The organism is Vibrio sp. STUT-A16 (assembly GCF_026000495.1).
Taxonomy (GTDB): Bacteria; Pseudomonadota; Gammaproteobacteria; order Enterobacterales; family Vibrionaceae; genus Vibrio; species Vibrio diabolicus.
The window spans coordinates 159,995-184,586 of the sequence record NZ_AP026766.1; the positions used below are offsets into that span (position 1 = coordinate 159,995).

General features: G+C 44.7%; 24 protein-coding genes. 7 read left to right on the forward strand and 17 right to left on the reverse strand.

Going from position 1 to position 24,592, the window contains the following annotated elements:
- Positions 1-28: 28 nt before the first annotated feature.
- Positions 29-418 carry a MazG nucleotide pyrophosphohydrolase domain-containing protein gene (locus OO778_RS17395; protein WP_005395204.1) on the reverse strand — a complete coding sequence of 130 codons (390 nt, stop codon included), beginning with the start codon at positions 416-418 and terminating at the stop codon, positions 29-31.
- Positions 419-444: 26 nt separating this feature from the next.
- On the reverse strand, positions 445-873 hold the full coding sequence (locus tag OO778_RS17400) for a PaaI family thioesterase (RefSeq protein ID WP_203342540.1): 429 nt from the start codon (positions 871-873) through the stop codon (positions 445-447).
- 210 nt (positions 874-1,083) lie between these two features.
- Here OO778_RS17400 and gloA point away from each other — a divergent pair, with 210 nt between their 5' ends.
- Together gloA and OO778_RS17410 are read left to right on the forward strand one after the other, a co-directional pair.
- Complete coding sequence (gene gloA / locus OO778_RS17405) at positions 1,084-1,470, forward strand: lactoylglutathione lyase (RefSeq protein WP_264912275.1); 387 nt, start codon at positions 1,084-1,086, stop codon at positions 1,468-1,470.
- A gap of 11 nt (positions 1,471-1,481) precedes the next feature.
- Positions 1,482-2,582 carry an alkene reductase gene (locus OO778_RS17410; protein ID WP_264912276.1) on the forward strand — a complete coding sequence of 367 codons (1,101 nt, stop codon included), beginning with the start codon at positions 1,482-1,484 and terminating at the stop codon, positions 2,580-2,582.
- A gap of 120 nt (positions 2,583-2,702) precedes the next feature.
- On the opposite strand, the gene OO778_RS17415 is transcribed toward OO778_RS17410, so the two are convergent.
- Positions 2,703-2,978, reverse strand: a complete 276-nt coding sequence (locus tag OO778_RS17415) for a nitrogenase-stabilizing/protective protein NifW (protein WP_140090937.1) — start codon at positions 2,976-2,978, stop codon at positions 2,703-2,705.
- 241 nt (positions 2,979-3,219) lie between these two features.
- Here OO778_RS17415 and OO778_RS17420 point away from each other — a divergent pair, with 241 nt between their 5' ends.
- Complete coding sequence (locus tag OO778_RS17420; protein ID WP_264912277.1) at positions 3,220-5,070, forward strand: acyltransferase family protein; 1,851 nt, start codon at positions 3,220-3,222, stop codon at positions 5,068-5,070.
- A gap of 80 nt (positions 5,071-5,150) precedes the next feature.
- Here OO778_RS17420 and OO778_RS17425 read toward each other — a convergent pair whose 3' ends face one another.
- From OO778_RS17425 to OO778_RS17440, 4 genes are all read right to left on the reverse strand, one after another.
- Positions 5,151-5,621 (reverse strand): RES family NAD+ phosphorylase, encoded by a 471-nt coding sequence (locus OO778_RS17425; RefSeq protein ID WP_005376497.1) that lies wholly within the window; start codon positions 5,619-5,621, stop codon positions 5,151-5,153.
- Position 5,622: 1 nt separating this feature from the next.
- Positions 5,623-6,075: an antitoxin Xre/MbcA/ParS toxin-binding domain-containing protein gene (locus OO778_RS17430; RefSeq protein ID WP_258623401.1), complete on the reverse strand. Its 453-nt coding sequence runs from the start codon at positions 6,073-6,075 to the stop codon at positions 5,623-5,625.
- Positions 6,076-6,249: 174 nt separating this feature from the next.
- Positions 6,250-8,421, reverse strand: a complete 2,172-nt coding sequence (gene katG / locus OO778_RS17435) for a catalase/peroxidase HPI (RefSeq protein WP_258623402.1) — start codon at positions 8,419-8,421, stop codon at positions 6,250-6,252.
- A gap of 185 nt (positions 8,422-8,606) precedes the next feature.
- Positions 8,607-10,148 carry a glutamate synthase-related protein gene (locus OO778_RS17440; protein WP_264912278.1) on the reverse strand — a complete coding sequence of 514 codons (1,542 nt, stop codon included), beginning with the start codon at positions 10,146-10,148 and terminating at the stop codon, positions 8,607-8,609.
- A 157-nt stretch (positions 10,149-10,305) separates the two neighbouring features.
- On the opposite strand from OO778_RS17440, the gene OO778_RS17445 reads away from it, so the two are divergent.
- The gene (locus tag OO778_RS17445) at positions 10,306-10,785 is read left to right on the forward strand and encodes a YbaK/EbsC family protein (protein ID WP_006742302.1); all 480 of its coding nucleotides are present in this window, start codon (positions 10,306-10,308) and stop codon (positions 10,783-10,785) included.
- Between the two features lie 165 nt (positions 10,786-10,950).
- Here the strand turns inward: OO778_RS17445 and OO778_RS17450 are convergent, their stop codons facing one another.
- The 3 genes from OO778_RS17450 to OO778_RS17460 all read right to left on the reverse strand — a co-directional run bounded on the left by OO778_RS17450 (position 10,951) and on the right by OO778_RS17460 (position 13,634).
- Positions 10,951-12,363, reverse strand: coding sequence for a coniferyl aldehyde dehydrogenase (locus OO778_RS17450; protein ID WP_264912279.1), 1,413 nt, complete (start codon positions 12,361-12,363; stop codon positions 10,951-10,953).
- A 125-nt stretch (positions 12,364-12,488) separates the two neighbouring features.
- A complete protein-coding gene (locus tag OO778_RS17455; RefSeq protein ID WP_264912280.1) occupies positions 12,489-13,061 on the reverse strand; it encodes a GNAT family protein in 573 nt (190 codons plus the stop codon).
- Between the two features lie 114 nt (positions 13,062-13,175).
- Positions 13,176-13,634, reverse strand: coding sequence for an NUDIX domain-containing protein (locus tag OO778_RS17460; protein ID WP_006742305.1), 459 nt, complete (start codon positions 13,632-13,634; stop codon positions 13,176-13,178).
- Between the two features lie 184 nt (positions 13,635-13,818).
- Between OO778_RS17460 and OO778_RS17465 the strand changes: the two genes are divergently transcribed.
- Positions 13,819-14,724, forward strand: coding sequence for a DMT family transporter (locus tag OO778_RS17465; RefSeq protein ID WP_264912281.1), 906 nt, complete (start codon positions 13,819-13,821; stop codon positions 14,722-14,724).
- Positions 14,725-14,806: 82 nt separating this feature from the next.
- On the opposite strand, the gene OO778_RS17470 is transcribed toward OO778_RS17465, so the two are convergent.
- Both OO778_RS17470 and OO778_RS17475 read right to left on the reverse strand, forming a co-directional pair.
- Positions 14,807-15,121, reverse strand: coding sequence for a multidrug efflux SMR transporter (locus OO778_RS17470; RefSeq protein ID WP_054867402.1), 315 nt, complete (start codon positions 15,119-15,121; stop codon positions 14,807-14,809).
- Between the two features lie 150 nt (positions 15,122-15,271).
- Positions 15,272-17,377: a M4 family metallopeptidase gene (locus OO778_RS17475; protein WP_264912282.1), complete on the reverse strand. Its 2,106-nt coding sequence runs from the start codon at positions 17,375-17,377 to the stop codon at positions 15,272-15,274.
- Between the two features lie 353 nt (positions 17,378-17,730).
- On the opposite strand from OO778_RS17475, the gene OO778_RS17480 reads away from it, so the two are divergent.
- Positions 17,731-19,095, forward strand: a complete 1,365-nt coding sequence (locus OO778_RS17480; RefSeq protein ID WP_264912283.1) for an endonuclease/exonuclease/phosphatase family protein — start codon at positions 17,731-17,733, stop codon at positions 19,093-19,095.
- Between the two features lie 291 nt (positions 19,096-19,386).
- On the opposite strand, the gene OO778_RS17485 is transcribed toward OO778_RS17480, so the two are convergent.
- From OO778_RS17485 to OO778_RS17500, 4 genes are all read right to left on the reverse strand, one after another.
- Complete coding sequence (locus tag OO778_RS17485) at positions 19,387-19,920, reverse strand: DNA mismatch repair protein (RefSeq protein WP_264912284.1); 534 nt, start codon at positions 19,918-19,920, stop codon at positions 19,387-19,389.
- Positions 19,914-20,300, reverse strand: a complete 387-nt coding sequence (locus OO778_RS17490; protein WP_005395243.1) for an MAPEG family protein — start codon at positions 20,298-20,300, stop codon at positions 19,914-19,916. Before OO778_RS17490 ends, OO778_RS17485 begins: the two co-directional genes overlap by 7 nt.
- Before the next feature lie 207 nt (positions 20,301-20,507).
- Complete coding sequence (rarD, locus tag OO778_RS17495; RefSeq protein WP_005395245.1) at positions 20,508-21,413, reverse strand: EamA family transporter RarD; 906 nt, start codon at positions 21,411-21,413, stop codon at positions 20,508-20,510.
- A gap of 101 nt (positions 21,414-21,514) precedes the next feature.
- The gene (locus tag OO778_RS17500; RefSeq protein WP_258635082.1) at positions 21,515-22,237 is read right to left on the reverse strand and encodes a sulfite exporter TauE/SafE family protein; all 723 of its coding nucleotides are present in this window, start codon (positions 22,235-22,237) and stop codon (positions 21,515-21,517) included.
- 446 nt (positions 22,238-22,683) lie between these two features.
- Between OO778_RS17500 and OO778_RS17505 the strand changes: the two genes are divergently transcribed.
- Positions 22,684-23,208 carry a prepilin-type N-terminal cleavage/methylation domain-containing protein gene (locus OO778_RS17505; protein ID WP_074190600.1) on the forward strand — a complete coding sequence of 175 codons (525 nt, stop codon included), beginning with the start codon at positions 22,684-22,686 and terminating at the stop codon, positions 23,206-23,208.
- A gap of 51 nt (positions 23,209-23,259) precedes the next feature.
- Here the strand turns inward: OO778_RS17505 and OO778_RS17510 are convergent, their stop codons facing one another.
- The gene (locus tag OO778_RS17510; protein WP_025998672.1) at positions 23,260-24,240 is read right to left on the reverse strand and encodes a chemotaxis protein; all 981 of its coding nucleotides are present in this window, start codon (positions 24,238-24,240) and stop codon (positions 23,260-23,262) included.
- Between the last annotated feature and the right edge of the window lie 352 nt (positions 24,241-24,592).

Sequence of the window (24,592 nt, forward strand, 5' to 3'; positions counted from 1 at the left end):
GCCGCATCTTAAATAATATCACGCGCAGTTATTGGCTCTTCATGGTCTCTAACTGCGCGGCTTCATGTTCCGCGTTCAAGGCTTGTTTCTGCTGCTGTTTAACCTCATCCCAACTGCGTCCCGATTCAATCGCAGATACACGCTGCTCGTATTTAGTGCAGGCTCTTTCGAGTACTTTCTCAGGATCTATGCCCTTTTCTCTTTCCAACGCTTTTAATACATTAAGATAGTTCCACAACACATCGCCTAACTCGTCTTCCAAATGACAAAGGCGATCCTCACGAATCTCTTCACGGACTTCATCGACTTCTTTGCCAATGGCCTCCAGATAAGTCTCTACGCCTTTAAACCAAGTGTTGGTTTGGTCATATTGAGATTTTCTCGTCGCAATTGCGTACAGCTCATCAAATTTCTTCATTATCTCTCCGTAGAACGAGTTTTTATTTACGCCTCTTTAGGACGAATAAACTTCCCTTTTGCCGTCACTCTAACTTCATTATTGACCAGTAATTGAGCCACCAGTTGATATATACCGCGGCGTTCACCTTCACAGTGTGCAGTAATCGTGACGCGCTCATCTAGCTCAATAGGTGCATGGTAGCGCACATCCAACTGCGCGGTAAGGGCTTGAATGTCTCTAAATAACAAACAGTGCGTCATTGCACCATCGAGCAGCGAACTCGCAATGCCACCATGCAACAGGTCGGTGTAACCTTGATGACGCGGTAAAACGTGAAACTCTCCGACCACAGAACCATCGGCTAGGCACTGGTAGTTCACAGCCAAAGAGTTAGGATTTGCATCGATTGAAGAACAAACCGCACATTGATAATGAGATTCGTGTGTGGAATGAAAGTGACTGTTTGCGGACATGTTAAGTACTCGGCTTGTAAAAAGAGTAATTAGCATATGCCAATTATTAAAAAGAAACGGCGAGTAATCTTTGTTTGCATGTTGTAGGGCCAACAACCTCATTACCCATAACGTTAAATAATCATTTTCATAATTAACGATAATTTCCAGTTAATTTAGAGTGGCGATAAGGTTTGCACCGTGATTACGCAATGTTATGAAAGGCGACTTATGAAGTTTCTCCACACGATGATCCGTGTTGTTGACCTAGACAAATCTATCGAATTTTATACAAACGTTTTGGGAATGAGCGTTTTGGATCGTTTTGAAAACCAAGAATACCGTTACTCACTGGTGTTTGTTGGTAGCCCTGATCAACCAGATGGCGCGACCATCGAGCTAACTTACAACTGGGATACCGGCAGTTACGACTTAGGTAACGCATTCGGGCACATAGCGCTTGGGTGTGAAGACATTTACGCAGCTTGCGAAAAAATCAAAGCGCTTGGTGGCAACGTCACTCGCGAACCCGGTCCAATGAAAGGTGGAGAAACGCACATCGCGTTCATTAAAGATCCCGACGGCTACCAAATCGAACTGATTCAAACTAAACAATAACGAGGTTTCCTATGATAGACGCATTATTTCAACCGATTCAACTTGGCTCTCTCTCATTAAAAAACCGCATCGTTATGCCTCCGATGACGCGCTCTCGAGCCTCTCAACCGGGTAATGTTGCCAACGACATGATGGCCACCTACTACGCTCAACGCGCCGAAGCGGGATTAATCGTTGCTGAAGGCACGCAAATTTCACCAATGGGTCAAGGCTATGCGTGGACTCCGGGTATTTATAGCCCAGAGCAAATTGCTGGCTGGAAAAAAGTAACTGATGCAGTGCACGAGAAAGGCGGCGTTATCTTCGCGCAATTATGGCACGTTGGTCGTGTTACTCATCCTGACAACATCGGCGGCGAGCAACCTATTTCTTCTTCTGCGCTCAAAGCAGAAAACGTGAAAGTATTTATCGACAATGGCACAGACGAACCTGGCTTTGTCGACGTGGTTGAGCCACGTGAAATGACCAAACAAGACATCAAGAATGTTATTGAAGAATACCGCCAAGCCGCATTAAACGCGATAAAAGCTGGGTTTGATGGTGTCGAACTTCATGCAGCAAATGGCTACTTGGTTAACCAGTTTATCGATTCTGAAGCGAACAACCGCACCGATGAATACGGCGGCTCAATTGAAAACCGTCTGCGTTTTCTTGGTGAAGTGGTCGAAGCAATGACGCAAGCCATTGGCGCAGAGCGTGTTGGTGTTCGTCTTGCACCATTCACTTCGTTAAACGGCACCGTTGATAGCACACCAGTCGACACCTACACCGCTGCTGCTGCGCTGCTTGATAAACTCAATGTGGTTTACATTCACATTGCAGAAGTGGATTGGGACGACGCGCCAGACACTCCGCACGACTTTAAAACCGCAGTTCGTGAGGCGTATAAAGGCACACTGATCTATGCCGGTCGTTACAACGCAGAAAAGGCGCAACACGCGATTGAGAGTGGTTTAGCCGACATGATCGGTTTTGGTCGTCCGTTTGTTGCAAACCCAGACTTACCAAGCCGCATCAAGCATGGCTATCCACTGGCAGAACATGACCCTGCCACATTGTTCGGCGGCGGTGAAAAAGGCTTAGTGGACTACCCTGCTTATCACGCGTGTTAACTCATCTACGTAAAGCCGATTCGCAACTCGCGACAAACCAATAGCTAACCCAAAAGAACCTTGCTCTTCCCCCTGTGACGCCAAGATGCAGGGTTCTTTTTTAGGCTAAGCCACCAAGAATTAACGTCTTTGACAAGATGTGCAACCTCGGCACGCAGAGCGCGTCGTTTTACTTAGTAAACTGCGTTGTACTTTACAGTAGGCATTTTTCAGTGCGCGGCGGCCTGAAAACCAATCATCCGGTTTAGTGAGGATTAAGTAGCCATTAAATCTCTTAACCAACTCGGTTCGGTTGTTTTCGATAAATCGGTTATCAAACTCGATTTCGAAGTAATCCAACGCTTCTTCGATACAAGTAAAGCTGGCAATTTTTTCCTGAATCGTATTCTCTGTCATTGTTTCTTTAGCGTTATCATTTTCAATGAAGTCTAAGAGCCTCGCGCTTTACGTTCTTTGATTTAGCGCTTCTTAACATCACTCTTTCTGGGATTTCCATATTGAAATTCAATTTGGGAATTCGTTATTTCCCCCAGCCTTTTCATTTTGACACTCAATTTAAGGTGCTGATTTAAAGCAATATTATTTCTGGTTCATATTTTGCTCTACTTCGTTAAACGGAATGTTGGAGGGACACGATATGACTTACAGAGCGGAAGTGGACGGATTAAGGGCGATTGCTGTCACGTTGGTGATTTTGTTTCATGCAGGAGTTGAGCAATTCGCTGGTGGCTTTATTGGCGTCGACGTATTTTTTGTTATCAGCGGCTATTTGATCACCACCATCGTGATTAACGATTTGGAAAACCAGAAGTTCAGCCTCGGTGATTTTTATGAGCGACGCATTCGCCGCATACTTCCCCTGCTACTGGTGGTGATTGCCGTCAGCTATTTGATGTCTTGGTGGCTGTTTTTGCCACAAGCACACAAAGACGTTGGTCAGTTCGCAGTGTCTTCTATACTTTCTTCATCCAACATTCTTCTGTATTTAAAAGGTCACAATTACTTCGGTTTAGAAGATCAAGCCAATCCGCTATTTCACACCTGGAGCTTGGGCGTTGAAGAACAATACTACATTGTCATTCCTTTGCTACTCATGCTACTCGCTCGTGGCAAAAACGCGTTTTACCTGACTTTTTTCATCGCGGTATTTGCGCTGAGTTTGATGACTATTGTTTATGCGAGCAACGATCCTGATTTCGCCTTCTACATGATCTTCTCTCGTGCTTGGGAGCTGGCAACCGGTTCATTACTCGCATTAGTAATGAGAAAAGCCCAAGTTCAATCCAACGATACGCTGGCAACCATTGGCATCGTTTTGATATTGGCCTCTGCACTTTTGTTTGAAAAATCGCAAGATGGCGCGGGTATCACTTTGCTGGTACCGGTCATCGGTAGCGCGTTAGTGATTTTGTTTGCCTCTAAAGACAATGTCTGTGGTAAAATGCTGAGCCTCAAATGGGTCGTGTTCGTCGGCTTAATCAGCTACAGCTTGTACTTGTGGCATATTCCGCTATTTGTGTTTTACCGCTACATGCTGGGCGCAACTCAAGACGTCAATATCTCGCTTTACATTGCCGCTCTTTTTGTACTGTCTTACTTCACTTGGCGCTTTGTGGAAAAGCCGTTCCGCAGCCGAAAAGCCATGAGCATGCGCACTGTGTCTGCGGTTGTTGTGTTGTTGACGCTACCCTTGCTGACGTTCGGCGTTATTGGTCATCAAAACGGTGGTTTTCCAGAAAGAAGTGCATTTTTCGAGGCCATGCGCGTTAACAACGGTTACGGTTTAGATTGCAACGGCAACACCGACGTTAACGATGTGTGCTCGTCTGCGCCGCAGCCCACCATTGCTGTGTTAGGCAATAGTCACAGCATGGTTTACGTGAAGCGTCTGTCCGAAGTAACACCAACTGGCGTGGTGCAACTTACTCAAGATTCCTGTGCGGTCGGTTATGTCGACATCCTCGAAGCTGCTGGCTCAATTTCTTGCCGACAGTTCTTCAAACAGGCAGTCGATACCATTTTGCGTACCCCTTCTATTCGTCGCGTCGTTATCTCTTCCAACTTCAATAAAGAACTTTCACAAGCCGATTATGAGGTATCATTAACTGGATTGTTGAATGAACTGGAAGGGAAAGAAGTGGTCGTTTTCGGCCCAACGCCTTCTGCACCATTTGCGGTAGGAGAATGCCTTTGGAAAGCGCGTTTGTTCGGCGAGACAGAAGAGTCCGCATGCGATTTTTCTCCCAAGCGACATCACCCTCAAAACGTGGCGAAGTTAGTGAACTACTTTGAGCAATTTGAGCACGTAGAGTTTGTCGACTTGACCGATGCCATTTGCAGAAATAGCGTATGTCGCATGAAAGTTGGTGCGAACAACGCCATGTATACCGATGACAGCCATTTATCTTACAAAGGTGCTGAGTTAGTGCTTGGGCATTACCACAGCAGTACGAATGAAACTCAACAGTTCACTTACGACTTACAATAACCAAGAAAATAAGCATTTATGCTTCAGCGCTTATCTCAGGTAAGCGCTGAATATTTTAGAGCAAGACAAAACCAACGCCTCTATTTGAAAATGCGCGGGTCAAACGCGAAATCAAGCTTTTCAGCTTTCTTGATGATCTCTTTCATTTTGGGATGATTTGGGTTCACCACGTAGTTTTTATCGCGAGGTGAAATCGTTGAAGGCACTTGCAGCGCGGCAAACTCAGGATGAGGATCATTGAGAAACTGATCACCAATGTATTGCGTAGACTCGCTCGCCGGTATTGCTCGCCACGTCACTGGGAGATCTTCTTCATCTAAGGTGGCGATGAGATACTCAGGCATTTCAATACGATATAAATCGTACAGTTTGGTGATAGCTGGATCGTTGTTTACGTGAACAAACACTTCCAACGAGCAAAGGGATTCCGATTCAGAGAAGTAGAGGGCTTCGGTTCCTTTTGAGTTCCATCGCCCTCCAAATAACTTTGCGCCAACGGGGCTAAATGGCGTGTCAGCAAATTTCTTTTGTGTGAGACGATAGAGCTTCATATTACGAGAACACCCCGTGCTCTAAACGGCCGATCAAATCTTTCACGATTTCAAAATCCACCGTGGTCGAGACCATGTCTAGCGGCCTTTTTCCACCTAAGCCGTAAACATTCTCTTTCATCCATTCAAGCGCGCGTTCTTCGTTGTCAAACAACTCTGTTGCGAGTTTCAATAACATCGCTAATCGATAGATTGCATCACTCTCTTGAGTATTAAAACGCTCATCATTTTTAAGACGACGCTTAATTGTACTAACAGGAATCAGTGTCACATGTTGGAATTCACTTTGAGAAAGCTTTACTCGATCAACAATGTTCCGGTATACCTTGGGCTCAAAGCCTTTGTGAACCGCATCAATACGACCCGTTTCAGCATCTTCAATACCTAACATAAGCCAGAAATTGGCTTTATGAGATTGTTTCGGCTTAAAGCTTTTTAATGCTGCAGTTGCCATATCAGGCTCCTATGGTTCATATGGTTCATATGGTCTAGTTATTATGGTTCAAATGAGCTCAACTTTCAATCAAAGTAAAAAGACAGGTAAAGAAAAAGGCGAGCTTTGCGCCCGCCTCTCTTACTTATTCATCAACTTTGTTTACGCATCTACCGATTTGCATCGTTTCACTTACTACAAGTCAAAACGGTCGGCGTTCATGACTTTCGTCCATGCAGCGATGAAGTCGTGGATGAATTTTTCCTGATTATCATCTTGCGCATACACTTCCGCGTACGAACGTAGAATCGAGTTTGAGCCAAAGACAAGATCCACACGGGTTGCCGTCCACTTCACAGCGTCGGTTTTACGATCACGGATTTCATATTGATTAGCACTCACTGGTTTCCACGTATATGCCATGTCAGTAAGGTTCACGAAGAAATCATTCGACAAAGTGCCGACTCGGTCAGTAAATACGCCCTCTTTTCCACCACCGTAGTTACTGCCTAAAACGCGCATACCACCGATAAGTACCGTCATTTCTGGTGCTGTCAAACCCATAAGCTGCGCTCGGTCGAGCAACAACTCTTCCGGCTTAACCGCGTAGTCTTTCTTCAACCAATTTCGGAAACCGTCAGCAACAGGCTCAAGAACTTCGAATGATTCAACATCCGTCATCTCTTGGGTGGCATCACCTCGGCCTGGCGCGAATGGTACGGAAACATCATGACCTGCGGCACGCGCAGCCAGTTCAATACCTACGTTACCAGCAAGCACGATAGCGTCCGCAACACTACAGCCCTCTTCTGCTGCTATTTTTTCTAGCACAGCAAGAACACGACTTAGACGCTCTGGCTCGTTTCCTTGCCAATCTTTTTGCGGAGCCAAACGAATTCTCGCACCATTTGCGCCACCTCGGCGGTCAGAGCCACGGTAAGTACGCGCACTATCCCAAGCCGTGCTTACTAGCTCGCTAATGGATAGGCCACTTGCTTCGATTTTTGTTTTCACTAAATCGACATCGTAGTCTGTCTTACCTGCAGGCGTTGGGTCTTGCCAAATAAGATCTTCGCTTGGCACATCAGGTCCGAAATAACATGATTTTGGTCCTAGATCGCGGTGTGTCAACTTAAACCAGGCACGAGCAAAAACGTCATCAAAGTACGCTGGGTCATTTTGGAACTTTTCTGCAATCTTGCGATATTTAGGGTCCATTTTGAGCGCCATATCGGCGTCAGTCATGATTGGATTGTAGCGCTTAGAGCCGTCTTCAACATCGACAGGCTTGTCTTCTTCTTCAATGTCGATTGGCTCCCACTGCCATGCACCTGCTGGGCTCTTCTTCAGTTCCCAATCGTACTTAAATAGTAGGTGGAAGTATCCGTAGTCCCATTGTGTAGGGTGTGTCGTCCAAGCACCTTCAATGCCGCTCGTTACCGTGTCACGGCCAATGCCACGTGTTTTGTGGTTAATCCAACCAAGACCTTGTTCATGAACGTCTGCGGCTTCGGGCTCTGGACCAAGGTTTGCGGCATCACCATTACCATGACACTTACCGACCGTGTGACCACCCGCTGTGAGCGCGACAGTTTCTTCATCGTTCATTGCCATTCGCGCAAAGGTCACACGCATGTCATGTGCTGTTTTGAGGGGATCTGGGTTACCGTCCACCCCCTCAGGGTTCACATAGATAAGACCCATCATTACCGCAGCAAGCGGGTTTTCTAAATCTCGCTCACCAGAGTAGCGGCTGTTATCAGCATCACTTGTGGCTAACCATTCTTGCTCAGACCCCCAGTAAGTGTCTTTTTCGGGATGCCAAATGTCTTCTCGCCCAAAGCCAAAACCAAAGGTCTTAAAGCCCATGGATTCATACGCCATGTTACCGGCAAGGACAATCAGATCGGCCCAACTTAATTTGTTGCCATATTTTTTCTTGATGGGCCATAAAAGGCGGCGAGCCTTGTCGAGGTTTGCGTTATCTGGCCAAGAGTTGAGAGGAGCAAAACGCTGGTTGCCTGTCGCAGCGCCGCCACGTCCATCCGCGATACGATAACTACCCGCTGCGTGCCATGCCATTCGGATCATTAAACCGCCGTAATGTCCCCAGTCGGCAGGCCACCAGTCTTGGCTATCAGTCATTAACTCTTTTAAGTCTTTTTTAAGTGCTTCGACATCTAGCTTTTTCAGTTCTTCTTTGTAATTAAAGTCCTGGCCAAATGGGTTGGTTTTGGAGTCGTGTTGATGCAGGATGTCTAAGTTTAAGGCATTCGGCCACCAATCCATCACCGACTTATCTGTAGATGTTTGCCCACCATGCATAACTGGACATTTACCTACCGAACCGCCGTTTGTGTTGCTCATATAATGCTCCTTCGTATCGTGGTTGTGGTAACCACTCTTTGTTATTCAACAAATCGAATATCCACCTCAAACAGCGTAGTTCATACACTGAATTTTTAGTTAACGCCAAGTCAAAATTTCCATATCTCGGCTAATAAATAATTGTTATCAAACATGTACCTATATGCAGAAAATATGGATAGAGATCAGTTTAAGTCCATACCTGAATACTTGATCCCAGACAGTCTTGCCATGTTGTGATCCCAAGTCGCTAAATCATGGCGACTAAATTCATTCAGAGCGTGGTGACCACATGCCCTTGCCATAACTTGCATGAGCTCGACCGAGGATTCGAAGAAATTTTTCAGTTGCTGAGATGATTTTTCGATATCGAGACGCTGCCTCAAATCGGCATTTTGCGTTGCGATCCCCGCAGGGCAATTATTGGTGTTACAAATCCGGGCCGCGACGCAACCGATCGATTGCATCGCACTGTTTGCTATCGCCACTCCGTCTGCCCCAAGTGCCAACGCTTTGACAAAATCCATAGGAACTCGCAACCCACCAGTGATGATTAATGTGACACGGTCACTTGCGCCTTTTTCATCTAAGTACTTACGCGCACGAGCTAACGCAGGAATAGTTGGCACGCTAATATGATCACGGAATATAGTTGGCGCCGCGCCCGTGCCACCACCGCGACCATCTAAGATGATGTAATCGGCACCCGCATCGAGCGCAAATTGTATGTCTTGCTCAATATGGTTTGCACTGAGTTTAAAGCCAATTGGAATGCCGCCAGTGATGCCACGGACTCTGTCAGCAAACTTTCTGAAATCGTGAGTAGTATGAAGGTCTTTAAATGTTGGCGGTGAGATTGCTGGTTGCCCTTCGGGGATACCTCTCACCTGAGAGATCTTACCCACATTTTTATTTGCAGGAAGATGACCACCCGTGCCTGTTTTGGCGCCCTGCCCACCTTTAAAATGAAAAGCCTGAACATTAAGAAGCTTAGATTCATCGTAGCCAAACTGAGCACTGGCAAGCTCATAGAAATACCGCGAATTTGCAGCTTGTTCTTCAGGTAGCATCCCCCCTTCACCGGAGCAAATCCCAGTCCCTGCCAACTCAGCACCTTTTGCTAGCGCAACTTTCGCCTCTTCCGAGAGTGCGCCAAAACTCATATCCGACACCAACAAAGGAATAGCAAGCTTGAGCGGCTTACGCGCGTTTGGCCCCACAATCAACTCGGTAGACACGGGAACGTCTTCTAACAACGGTTGTGTCGCCATTTGCGCCACCATGATTTGTATAGCATCCCAATGTGGTAGCAAATGCCTAGGAACCCCCATTGCAGCCATCGGACCATGATGACCGAGTTTAGAGAGCCCTTCTCTCGCTAATTGGTGGATAAACTCTAGGGTTGGTTCTTCTTGAGTAGCGGACGCAGTCGGTTTGTCACTTTTCTCTCGCTTTTGCTCAGGGCCTTCTTTGCCGACTTGCTCATTAGAAAAACGCTTATGTGTTCCATCACAAAATGGGGCATTAGAGGTATGCTTGCACTGGCAGAGATAGGCATCTTCGTCTTTTTCCGCAGTAAAGCTCATTGGCTTTAAGCCTGTTCCCGAATGCGACCCATCGCAATAAGGTTGATTTTTAGAACGTCCACATCGGCAAAAGTAATATTCTTGCCCTTCGGTTAGATTCACTTTAATCGGCTTATTATCGGCGATGATTGGCTTGCTCATGTTGCCCCCTGTTTATTATTGTTAACCACGCTTTCTCGCTGGCTTGCAATAAGCGTAGAACAGGAGCGGAAAGAGCGTCAGCGAAACCAGAGTAAAATACGCGATTGTCGCTTGCCTCACCTATACTCTTTATGGGTCTCATACACGTGGAGGCTATATGACGATTGCAACCCGATTAGATGAATATTTGACTGAGCATAACATTCACTTTCAAACCGTGAATCACAGTCACAGTCATAGCTCGCTACAAAGTGGTGTTGCCGCAGGTGTGCCTTTAATGAATATCGCAAAAGGCGTCATTCTTGAGGATCATGAAGGGCATCATATGATGGCGGTCTTACCTGCCAACAACAAAATCAGTTTGTCGAGATTAAACGATGAATTTAACGCTACTTTCCACTTGGTGAAAGAGCGTATGGTTTACCGACTCTTCACTGATTGTGAGCACGGCGCGATTCCACCGATTGGTAGTCCTTACCACATGTCGACCGTTTGTGATGAAAGATTAGCAAACTTGGAACATGTCTATCTTGAAGCCGGCGATCATGAAACTCTGATTAAGCTAGATAGAAAGGCATTTAAAGAGCTAATGAACGACTGCAAATACTTAAGATTCAGCAGTGAAGTTCTGCATTAAACTTCCAAAAATCTGTCGACATTTCATGAAAAAGGCTCTTTCAAAAAGAGCCTTTCTTTTTCTATTGGCAGTGCGTGGTGGAAACTTCCCGACCTTAGGTAATCCGCAATTCAGAACACATAGAAGCAAAAAACGCCCGTTTGAGCGGTTTTAACAATCCAACCACTATCGAACAAAAATCTTTTGTATCGCTTTTATCGCCATAGCTCTGCGACGCATTAATGCCCCCGTCCTTGGTAGCCATTTCGGCGTGTGGAGTAAGGTTTTCGCGTGGCTAAAGGTTCTGAATCCTTCCACTCCGTGATAATGACCAATACCTGACTCACCAACGCCACCGAAAGGCGCATCTTCAGCGCCAACGTGTAATACCGTGTCATTGATGCCAACGCCGCCACTGTGCGTGTTGCGTACAATATGCTTGATGGTCGATTTGTCGTCCGACATAACATACAGCGCAAGTGGTCTTTGGTGTTGATTAATGTAGTCAATCGCTTCATCTACCGCTTTGTAGGGCTTGATGGGTAGAAATGGCCCAAATATTTCCTCTTGCATGATGCGCATATCTGTCGACACGTCTGTGATCAAATGAGGATACAAAAGCCTTTCCTGTTGAGGTGACGCTTCAACAGTATGGATGCTTGCGCCCTGAGCTTTGGCGTCCTCAAGTAGCGCAGTCAAACGATCATACTGTCGTTGATTAATAATATGGGTCAGCTTTTGATTCTTGTTGGATTTCAAATAGAGTTTTTCAAAACGTTTTAAGAACAGCGCAATGAACTCTTCGACGCGTTCTTGTGGTACAAACGCGTAATCAGGCGCCACACAAATCTGGCCAGCATTGATGCATTTACCAAACAAAATCGCATCAACGGTTTTCTTCATGTCTGCATCTTCTGCAATAATCACCGGAGATTTCCCGCCCAGCTCTAACGTCACTGGAGTCAGGTTATCTGCCGCTGCTTTTGCCACAGCGCGACCAACATTTGTCGAGCCTGTAAACAAAAGATGATCGAATGGCAGTTGACTGAAGGATTGGGCAACGTCCGCTTCTCCTTCAAATACTTCAACATATTCAGACAACTCGCGACAAATATTGACGATGACTTTATTGGTTTTGGGCGTAAATTCGCTGAGCTTCATCATCACACGGTTGCCTGCGGCCAGTGCAGTGACTAAAGGCGCAAGGCTCAAAATGACAGGAAAATTCCACGGCGAAATGATCCCGACCACGCCGATTGGCTGATACTGAACGGTCACTTTCGACGGAGCAAGCAACAGACCGGATTCACGCTTACTTGGTTTGCACCACTTTTTTAGCTGCTTGAGGGTGTAATTGATGTGCGAGACCGTCGGCAAAACGTCGGTCATGGCGGTATCAAATTCGGAACGATAACCAAAATCGTCACTCAGCGCTTCCACCAATGCTTGTTTATTCGCGATAAGCGCTTGTTTTAGCAAGACAAGGCGCTGCTTACGTTCATCCAGACTAGGATAAGGTTCGGCGGCATACGCCGCTTTTAAGCGATCAAGGCTTTGTTGTAACGAGTTGTCCACTTCAACCTCTGTGATTGCGTTCATGATGCTTCTCCTAACCTAGTTTCAACCGATCACGCTCCAAATTAACACGAGCGCAACAATGTTACTATTGTAGCGCTCGCGAAATTAGAGTTCGAACTCTGATTAAAATATCAGTGGGTTTGGAGCTAAGTCAGACGCAATTCATAAATGCCTAGTCGTTGAGAGCGGTCAAGCATCTCGAACTCGTGATCAACGTATTCTTTTAATGTGGCACCAGCACGCTCAGCAATATTGATACTGGCAATGTTGTCTTCCATACAGTGGAATTGGATGAATTGCGCGTGCCCTTTCTGTTTCAAAAAAGGAATCAACACTGCGAGTACTTGGTCGATCACTCGGTGTCCTCGCCCATTGTTGGCAAGCCAATAGCCAATCTCAGTGACGCGTGTATGCGAATCCACACCTTTAATGCCAATAACACCCGTAAACTGCCCATCAAAATAAATAGCGCACCAGTGGGCATCTAACGCTTTGCTGTTCACGCGCTGAGAGATGTAGCTCACCGCTTCTCTGCGGTTGGTCACAAAGTCCGTCCAAGGCAAATAACCAGAGAGGCTGTTTCGATACGTGTTCACCACTTCCAGTAAAACGGTCGCATGCTTAGTAGTGAGAGGCTCAATTGAGACCCTTTCTGAAACAGAAAAACTGGCCTGCATGCTATTTCCTTGATACGCCTTTTGGCACATGACCTCATCCATCCACATTATCCCTTTTTCAGTAAACACTACTCACAAATCCTACCGCCTCATTGCGTTGAGAACAAACTTCCATATTCGTTATGTCAAACGTGCTTAAAAGGATGGCTATCTCGTCTAGTCTGTTTGTTCAATTAACGTAAATGGCGTCAACGATTCCACATCCACGTAATGCCTCCACACATGTTCGTAAAGGTGGTGCTGATTTGCAAACGGGGCTAGTCGCTTTGCTTCTTCAAGCGTACACCAACAATACTCTGTGTGTTCTTCGTTAAGTACAACCGATTGGTTAGGTGGACAAAATAATACGAAGCATGGAATAACCATGATGCGGTTATTTTTTGCTTCGTAGAACTGTTCTAGAAAGTCTGCAGTATGTAACTCAACATCGTCAATTTGCGTCTCCTCTTTCAGTTCTCTGAGAATAGTTTGCCATCCGGTTTCACCGGCCTCTACACCACCAGCAACATGGCACCAATAACCACCTTTAACACGTTTGAGCAACAGCATTTTATCGACGCCATCAATTTTAGAAATGACAACGCCAGAAGTATGCGTTGCTTGTACTGGGATCATGTATGCTCCTTAAATATCTAGATATTTCCTAGATGCGCTCCATGCGCGAATCAAAGATAGGGTTGCTTGAGACTCCATAGTCTACTGCTTATTCTCACTCTCGGCAGATATGTTTGAATATCACGGATCATTTTGTGAGCTGAGTATGCTAAAGTGCGATCTGTCGCAACAAATGAGCAGTAAAATGTCTAATTCATTCAACACTCTGGTTCCCATTGGTGTGCGCTTTATGGTGCTCTCCGCATTCGGTTTCGCGCTGATGTCTGCCACAGTAAAGCATGTCAGTCTTCATGGTATCCCTGTATTTGAGATTGTTGCAGCGAGGGCACTCGTCTCACTTGTTATCAGCTATTTAGATGTTAAGCGAAAACGAATTTCTGTATGGGGCAATAATAAGCCATTACTGTTTGCGCGTGGCGCAGTGGGCACCATGGCATTGATGTGCGTATATTATTCGGTGACTACCTTACCTTTGGCAGAAGCGACCATATTCCAATACATTCACCCAGTATTTACTGCGCTCCTAGCCGTCTTTTTCTTGAAGGAACGCATTCAACCATCGACGTTCCTTTGTATTGCCTTGTGCTTACTCGGCATCTATATAATGGTAAGTCCAGAAACAGGACAAGAAGCAGAGCGCACTTTACCTATGTTTAGCGTAATGATTGCAATCTTGGGCTCATTTGGTAGCTCAATTGCTTATGTCATTGTTAGAAAACTTAGCCAAACTGAAGATAGTTCAGTGATCATTTTCTATTTCCCTCTGGTTGCTCTGCCCGCTTCACTCTTACTGATTGGCGATGATTTTGTTATGCCCGACCTGTATCTGACTTTCATGTTGGTTTTGGTTGGTGTATTCACCCAAGTTGGGCAATTGGGATTAACCAAAGCAATGCAAACTCAACAAGCGGGCAAAGCGTCTGCTTACTCGTATATTCAGATCGTATTTTCTGTGTTGTTAGGCATCATTTTCTTCGGCGAAATCCCGCTCATCTGGACGTACATCGGTGGTGCACTAATTGTAGCGGGCGCACTAATTAACGTATTTGGCCACCATTTGCGATTGCCATTCGTTAAGCGCAGCGCTTAACCCTTCAGCCCCAAAGCGAGATAACACTAAAACGTAAAAAGCCAGAGTCGACTCTGGCTTTCTTTTTATGTTTAACCTGACGTTAAGCGGATAATTTTAATCCAGCGATACCGGCAACAATAAGCAGTAAACTCAGCAATTTTATCAGCGTCGCGGGCTCGTTAAATATGTAGATACTGACGATTGCCGTTCCAATCGCTCCTATACCTACCCAAACGCCGTAAGCGATACCGAGAGGTAGCGTCTTTAATGCAATTCCAAGTAACCAAAAGCTCAACACCATAAACGTAACGGTAAAGCCAGATGCCGCCAATTTGGTAAAACCTTGTGAGTATTTTAGTCCGACAGCCCATGCCACTTCGCATAAGCCAGCAATGAAGAGAATTCCCCAAGCCATGTCATATTTCCCAACGAGATGGGGTCGTCCCCGAGAAAAGATAGAGCGGTGAGGTCGTCCTCACTTCTTTGTGACTCGCTATTATATACAGAAAATTGAACGTAAAAAAATAAGGCCCTGATATTTCAGGGCCTCTTTACATAAAAATCGCTAGGGCTTAGCGATGATGAATACGGTACCATCCGTCAACGTAAAGCTAACCTCACTGGTTTTCTTTCCGATACCGGATAAACTGCACTCGTTATCGTTATCACACGGCGTATTTGAAATAACATTCCACACGCCATTCATCAAGCCAGAACCAGTAATAATCGCCGTCCATGTTTTACCATTGTTGATTGATTGTGTAGTAACTTCATCAGATGGTGGTGGCGCTTCTTGTCCTACATAACTTGCTTCCACATTCAAGTTACTGTAACTGCTGTAAGCGTACACACCAATGTGCCACGTTCCTTCATTCGGAGAAGTAATACTACATGTTTCATTACTGTTGCTACTGTATGAGCGACAATCGTAGCTAGTTAAACTTGGTTCACTTCCCAGCTTAACGTAAAGATCCGCATCGCCGTTTGCTCCCGATGTGGTAACAGTAAAATCTGAACTGTTGGTAGGTACATCAATCGTAAAACAATGCCACTCACCAGTAGATGAAGAGTCTATGTTGCTGGAAACACCATTGTTTAGGGCGATAGCCTCACACGTGCTAGATGGTGGCTCGACGACTCCGCCATCAACTGAAACACCGACCTGAGCAAAAGCGTCGGCTACATCATTCGCCGCCACGTTTAAGCTTTGGGCGGCCGCCAATACACCCGCAGCTGCAGAGTCAAACGTTTCGCTTGGCGTCCAGTAGTTCTGGTTAGCGTACGCAAAAACCTCGAACGCTTGTCGCGTTCCCCAATTGTACTCAACCGCCAATAGATAAAACGCTTTGTTAAACACACCACTTGAATAATGCACATCCATGCCACTCACATACTGAGACGCATGATCAATTGAACGACCATCAAGGGGCGGATTATCCATATAGCGCAACGCCGCATTGGCAGCCTTTCTAATATCGTACCCAACTTTCCAGTCGTTAGAACCACGTGAATAGAATTCAGCCGCCTCACCTGCCATATCTGAGAAAGCCTCATTGATTCCGCCAGATTGCTCTGAATAAATCAGATCAGAGTTTTGTTCTGTAAATCCATGGCTAACCTCGTGCGCTGAGACATCTAAACTCACTAAAGGATAGAAATAACTCGCACCGTCGCCAAAAGTCATGCTTGAGCCATTCCAAAAGGCGTTTTCATAGCGTTTGCGGTAATGCACTCGCATTTGAAGCTGAAACGTTAAGGGAGCGGTATTTAGCCAATCTTTGTACATGTCGTATACCACTTTGCCAAAGTAATGCGCATCGTTTAACGGGCTGTACGCTCCATTAATTTCTTTAACACTATTGGTTGGACAAACGAACGTATGTGTATTGCCAGACGTCCTACCATTCAAGTTGATGGTTTTGACCACGCCAGGAATGTCCATCAAACACGTATCACCGGATTGCTGGACTAATAGAGACTCAAAGTCCACACCATAATGATAACGACCAATTTTTTGGTTTCCTCCCGGACCATTCGCTTCTACGTGCGCTAACCCCTCATATTGCAGCAAAATGTTTCCTGTTTTAGCATCAACAAGAAAGGTGGGACGTGTAGGCTTACCTCCATGCTCATTATCAGCAAAAAACTGGACAATATAAGCTAAGTGCGCCACGTCACTTTTATCGACATAAATACGCAAACCTTGGCGCTGATTCTCTATTTGGTATCCGTTTTCACGGTACGGCTTTTGCGTTGAAGACATTACTTGAGAAAGCGACAATTTAGGCACCATATCATTGATATCTCGGGCAATATCCTTTACGAGAGTGCCGTTGATATGCTTGATTTGGCCCTGTTTATCACGATGTACGACAATTTGCTTGCCCCAAATCGGGACGCCTTTAAACATCTGCTGATAACGATTATGCGTACCGCCGTTTTTACCTTTGTTAGTTTTCAGCTTTTGTACACGATTTCCATTTTGTAAACCTAACACACGATCTATATTTTGTGTGGCTGCAAGGTTGCGTTTTTCTAAAGCAACAACAAGACCATGGTTTTGCTCTAGCCGTTCGGACTGAGCGGCGGATAAAGATGTTGAAAAAAGAAGTGGTGAAGCAAGCATTGCCGTGACAAATAACCTGCTCTGATAGTTTGATACTGAACCCATCGGTTAGCCCCCCTATTTTGCATCAATAGCAAAGCCAAACTGACCAGTTCTTATTTGTTTGTTTCTCACCCCAAAGTGAAGTCAAACTTATCGTAATTATTCCGCTCATTGATTTTAGCACACACAATCATACAGCTTATGTTTTAGTGCCATTTCATCTATTAAAAACGACACCGTTTTTTAACAATTTGCATATAACCTTTTGGTGTTGAAAGTGTTGCGTTTATTGCACAAATCACACAAAAACTAATTGAACATGTAAATATGAAAACGTTTGTGTGATTGATATCGCTTAAAACAATTACTGATGACTTTAATATTCAGCCGAATCAATTATAAGGTATGACGTACCCATGAAAACAATCAAAACCTCTATCGCTCTCCTGGTTGGCGCCGCTCTATTATCTGGATGTAATGACGACACTGAATACGTCAATGTTCAGCCTAAAGAAGTAAAAATAGCGACTTACAACCTCTCTTTTGACCGTGCAACTTTTGAAGCTTTAGTGAGTGAAATGCAAATTGAACCAGCGCAGCAAACTGTATTGGTTAATGCCTATTTAGACGGTTCTATCGCCGCTGAAGACAAAACCACTGCGGAAAAAGTCATTCAAATTCGAAACGTTGCTGCGATTATTCAGAAGAATCGCCCTGACGTTCTTATGATGGCGGAATACAACAACGACGGAACAGGCGAAAACAAAGCAGCCCTTGAAGGCTTCCAGAAGAACTACCTGTCTGTCGCGCAAAGCATCAATGGTGCAGGCGGTGAAGCGAACCTTGAACCTATCGAATATCCTTACGCGGAGTCTTACTCTACCAACACAGGTTTGCTAAGCGAGTTTGACCTCGACAACAATGGAACAGCAGGTCAAATGCCGGGCGATGCATGGGGCTTTGGCATGTACCACGGTCAATATGCCTTTGCCCTAATGTCTAAATACAAGATTGATACGGCAAATACGCGTACGTTCCAAGCGTTTAAATGGAAAGATATGGAAGGTGCGAAGATTCCAACCATTACTATCTGTGACGGCTCACAAAAGATTCCAGATGGCATGAAGTGTGGTGATGAGTGGTACTCTGCAGAAGAATGGGATCAAGTACGCCTATCTTCTAAAAACCACGTAGATGCACCAATTATCATTCCGACTCGCAATGGCGAGGAAGTTGTGCATCTACTGATGTCGCACCCTACTCCACCAGTATTCGACCCAGGTAAAAACAAAGCGCAAAACGCAGCCGAAGTAGAGTTCTGGCATCACTACATTCAAGGTAAAGACTATTTCTACGACGATGCAGGTAAGCAAGGTGGCTTAGCGAGCGGGGCTAAATTCGTAATGATGGGCGATCAAAACCTTGATCCAGTAGCCGGTGACGGTATTAGCTCAGTAATGCAAGAACTGCATAATGACCCATTGGTTAACCAAACCGTGATGAATGGCGAGCTTTATCCGACAAGCTTTGGTGCAGCCGAACACGCTGTTGACCGCAGCTCAACTCACCCATATCCGAATCGCATCACTTCGACGTTTGGCTTAGGTGTAGATTATGCCTTGCCTTCTGCAAACCTAAATGTGGTGGACTCTGGTGTATACTGGTCAGCTTCTTATGAAGAAGGTCGTAAGCTATTTAACGATGCGCGTATTGGCAAGTATGGTGATGGCAAAGATGTGTCTTCCGACCATCGCATGATCTGGATTAAAGCACAGTTCTAAACTGTGTCATTTAAATAAAAAAAGCCAACCACAAGGATTCGTGATTGGCTGTATATATTTGTGAACAAAGTGGTTCACTAACAACGTCAGTTGGCTAGGTGACCCTCGGCTTAGAAAGGGTCACTCATACTAAAGCATGAGGCGTGCCAACTTTGTAGCGCACAAAAACAGGTTGTTATTTAATCACTTTCATTAAAACTTCACCAATAGCCACTGTTTGCTCACGCAATGAATTGCAATTTGCAAATTATTGTTGGCATTTCGCAATAAACCCTACCATTAACTTTTGTTCTAAGGCTTCCTAGCCAAATCACGTGCGAGGATTAATGCGAGTCCAAATACTTGCAAGAAGAGCCCGATATTCTTGTACCAAGCGATCTTTTCATCTTGCTTTACCATTAGCTCATTGAGCTCTACATTCTCAATGTAATAGTCATCAATGCGATCTCTATACGAAGCTTGTGCTTGGTTTATCTTTGACATTAGCTGAAGGAGTTTATCTATTTGTATTTCATCCGATTCGTGATGAGTCCAAGAGGATAAGTGCCCTTCCAATATCTGTTCTATCTCCGAAGGTATCGCTGCGCTCTGACCTATGTGCAAGTGAAGCAGCAACGCCTCTCTTTTTCTTTCTAGAGTTTCAACGCTATTCCACGCGAGTTGGATGGAATACAAGTTTTCCGCCTTTTGCTCTGCGAGTTGCGAATACTGTTTGCCAAGACTATCAAGGACCAAGCTAGTAAGAACGATCGCGCCAATATTCAGTACTAACCCAATCAGAACGAGTACCCATGGCGGCGGGATATAGCTACGAAGACTTACCATAACTTATCGTACGGAAGATAAATCATATTCAACACAACCAGCGAAAGTATCACTAGGAATGTCACCTGCATGCCCCTAACACGCCTTTTTAAGTCCTCTTTCAATATACCTCGAGCATGGATAATTCGACCGATCACGAAAATAATGCCTGTGAGATGTATCCAGGTTGGGTAAGCACTATTGGATTCTAATAGTGCCATTAGAATCAGAGTAATGGGGATATATTCTGTCGCGTTACTCTGTGCACTACGAGCGATTTGGAGAGCCTCTACTCCTCCGTCAGCATAAGCAACCTGATTTAAGCGACGCTGCTTAATCACTTGAACGGCCAACCAAATAATCAGTATTGCAAGAATGCTAGCGTATAGAGCTGTGATCATATGTCGTCCTTTTTGATCCGGTTTTCATTATATAGCGTGTCACTTGGCTATAAATATAGCGGTATCCTAATGATAATGCGTCAATTAACCTCAAATTATGCTTTGACTCGAATATAAGAAAACGAGCAAGAGAATACTTTATGGAACTAAAAACGCCCTCGAATAGAGGGCGTGAGAGTGGAATCGTGAATATTCAAGAATAGTGCACTATAAAGGATGATTGGCCAACTTTTTACGCTTATGCCCTTTGACAATACTTTCAAAGATTGTAAATAACAGCCCCACCCAAATAAAGGCAAAAGTCACTGCTTTAACTTCATCAAACAGTTCACCGAAAAACATCACAGCCAAAACAAATTGCAAGCTTGGTTCAATATATTGCATTAAACCAACTGTCGATAAGTTTGTTATACGTATCGCGATAGAATAAAAAATCAGTGGTAAAAGCGTGATCGGTGCGCTGCCAAAGTACAAAAGCAATGTTGTGATATCTACGCCTGAAGCCAACTCACCCACTGTCCATTGTTTGTAAAACAAATACGCCACGGCAACTGGAGTCAATAGCAGGGCCTCAACAAACAAGGTGGTGCTCCAGTCGTATGTTATCTTCTTCTTGTACAAGCCATACAAAGCAAAGAACAACCCCATCGTTAGTGCGATAACAGGCAACTGGCCATAATGAATCACTTGATACATCACGCCAATTGTTGCTAGCACAATTGCGATGAGTTTGCCTTTTGAAAGCTTATCTCCAAGAATAAACACGCCTAACGCCACTGACACCAACGGTCCAATAAAAAAGCCTAAGCTTGCATCAATGACTCGATGGTGAGTCAAAGCCCAAGTGAACGCACTCCATGAAATACACATCAAACTGCTCGCGACAAACGTGTACCACAAAGATTTTTTGTCACACCAGATTTCTTTCCAATTCGGTCCTCGACGGGTTATACCAAGCACAATTAAAAAACCGACCGGAACTGAGCCGATGATTCGCCATGCCAGCAACTCATCCATTGAAGCATTCGGTAAATAACGATAATAAATGGGTAGCAGCCCCCAAATTACAAAGGAGAATGCTGCCATAAAAGTGCCATAACGAGTGTTATTCATAAAACTATCGCTCATCTAAACGAATAAGTCAGCGCAAACAAATCGCGCTATGCATAATAAAAGGAACGCGATATCCCTGTGAGTTTAAGATGCTGAGGGCATTACTGGTTCAACGCTTGTACTACTGCTGTAAACCCACTCACAAAACACAACATAAGTGCTCCAAACCGAATTTTTTCTTTTGGTAACGATTGGGTGGTTTTCATCGCGAGCCAATACCCAAGTGCTGCCGCAGGTAATAGCGGAATAGTAATCACCAAATGGTGTAATGCGAAGAAACCAGCGGGAATTTGAACAACGAGCGAAATGATGGAACTGAAAACAAAAAATGCCGATAGGTTACCACGTAACTGATTTGCTTCTTGATGTTGCAACAACAACGCCATCGGTGGGCCTCCAATCGCCGAACTGGTACCAAACAATCCAGAAAAGAATCCTGCTAATGTCATACGCGCTGGTGTAGGTTCAACCCGAAACGGTAACACACTCACCACAACCGCGAATAACACCAAAAAACCAATCCAAAGTGTAAGAGCTTGAGTCGAGACAAAAAACAGTAGCAAGCCGCCAGCAACCGATCCGGGCACACGCCCAATCAATGCCATTTTTAAACCGCCGATTTCAACACTACTGCGGTGCTTCATCGAATTCATCAACGAAATAAATAACGCGACTAAACAGATTGGTGCAGGCACATACTCCGGCGCCCAAAGAATCAGTAAAGGTGCGGCAACAATTGCCAAGCCAAAGCCTATTGCGGTTTGTACATAAGAGCCAAGAAATATTAGCCCTATCGCAAGCAAGTTTATCGAATCGAATTCCATTTAGATTATTCTTATATTTGAAAGCCAAACACGAAACCAAAGCACATTCGCACGATGAATGCGTCGAGTGTGTTGTGATATGAATCTCGCGTAGCATTCATCAAAGTGAACAAAAAGACAATCCATTTGTGCGGTTTGCCGTCACTTCTTTTCGTCTTTCATTCAGCCGATGTACGCGTATGCTTATATCTAGGCGAATTCATGCTCGACTGTTCATGCAGCATTTCTTCCACGGAATTAATGACTGCTCAAAAACGGCCGCATTAGATCTTTGAACCCTCCTCCCGCTCTATATAGGCGTAATCGATTCTCACTACGTCGGTATAGCACTTTATGACTCATCGCTTTATACTATTGATCATTTTGTCATTACCGTACTTATTTACACAACAACAAGTGTACGGTCAGTGTTACTTTTTCTACCTTTAACTTGCTGTGAAAATAATATGAGAAAACAAACTGGATTTACTCTAATAGAGTTAGTCGTAGTTATTGTCGTGCTTGGCATTCTTGCTGTCACTGCCGCACCACGCTTTTTAAACCTTCAAAGTGATGCGCGTGAAGCGCGATTAGAAGGCATGAAGGGCGCGATTGCATCAGCGCTCGGTGTCGGTTATGGGAAAATGGCGATTGCAGGGTTGGAGAGCAAAGCATATGTTGCAAATTTTGATAATAAATTCACCAAAGCAGAGCTGCCTTTCGAAGGCTGTACTATTGGCGCCAACAAGCGATGCGTCTTCTTATACGGATACCCTGATGCAGATGAGACTGCTTTGGGGTTGCTTGTTCATGAACTTGAACATCAGTACGGTACAACAGATTGGAAAATTGAGGCTTTTGAAGATAAAAGGCTCGTAGCGATAATGGCAAGAGATGACAAGAGTGCGTCAAAAGAGAAGTGCAGTATCATTTATGGTCCACCACTTAGAGAAAACCAAGACTATACTCTAGTAATTAATCATTGTTCTTAAAACAACAGGGCTGCCCATCGGCAGCCTTATTTTTAATCTTATCGGGTTTGTTTACGCAAAGTTAAACACGTATTTATCCATCATATTCACCATACGGCCAATCTCTGGCTTGGTAATCGTATCATTTGCGCCAAGAGACAGTGCTTTGGCTCGGTTATCCTCACTCATCAATGATGAGAACATAATGATCGGCATTTCATGAAACGCTTCAGTATCGCGTAGTCTCTTCACTAAGTGCATACCATCCATTCGAGGCATTTCTACGTCCGTAACCACCGCATCTAACAGCTCTTTAACTGGCAAGTTTTCTTCTTTCGCGACCTCGATTAAGCTCATTAATTTCTCATGAGCCTCACCACCGTCTTTACAAGTGATCACATTGTAACCTGAAGAAGCTAATGTATCTTGAATCAAAGAGCGAATAAATGCTGAGTCATCCACCACCATGATCGTTTTAGCATTACGCTTACCCACCATTCTCTGGTTTAGATCTACCGACTTATCCCCTTTCACATCGTATTTTTCCATACTCAGCTCTGGGTTAATATCCGCGATGATTTTTTCAAAGTCGAGAATCATGATCAGGTTGCCTTCTTTGCGGACAACTGCCACTACACAATCTTGTTCGCCCGCTTCCAAAAACTGACTTGGTGATTCCACATCATTCCAAGAGATACGATGAATACGTGAAATACTATCAATCAGAAAGCCATTGGTCATTTTGTTGAAATCAGTAACGATAACAAATTTACGCTCTAGGTCCTGGCGTGTTGGTACACCTAACCAACCAGCTAAATCAACTAAAGGCGTCAATACATCTCTGGACGAAAACACCCCGATCATGTGAGGTTGTGCGTTTGGATAATCGGTTGTCTCTGGTACGCGAATCACTTCTCGTACTTTCGCAACGTTGATGCCGTAATAACAAGTTTTTGTGCTGCCATCCGGCAATGTTTTTTCTAAATGAAACTCGATGATTTCAAGCTCATTGGTACCACTTTCTGTCAAAATGGTGCTGGTTACGTTACTCATAAAGCCAATTATCCAACCAAAATACGCATCAGAAAAAGTTTGATGCAAACGCCATGAGAAGCCATTCTCAGGCTAAAAATCCAAGAATCCTTTTTAGTCGTTACAACAAAGTTTGTAAACCACCAAAAGGACGGCCAACGCACATTTCCATATCAAACTGTGAAAAAATGTCTCATTTTTGAACAGGATAACATGAGTTAACTTAGTGCGAGCTTACCTTCCCCCTTTTAGCGGCTATTTCGATGAAAAGTTTAGGGTTAATATTGATGTTTTTCGTTGGCCTATCACTATACCCACACATATGAAATCCCTCGTGTATTGGCGTATTCGATAGTATCTTATTCAATTGTGC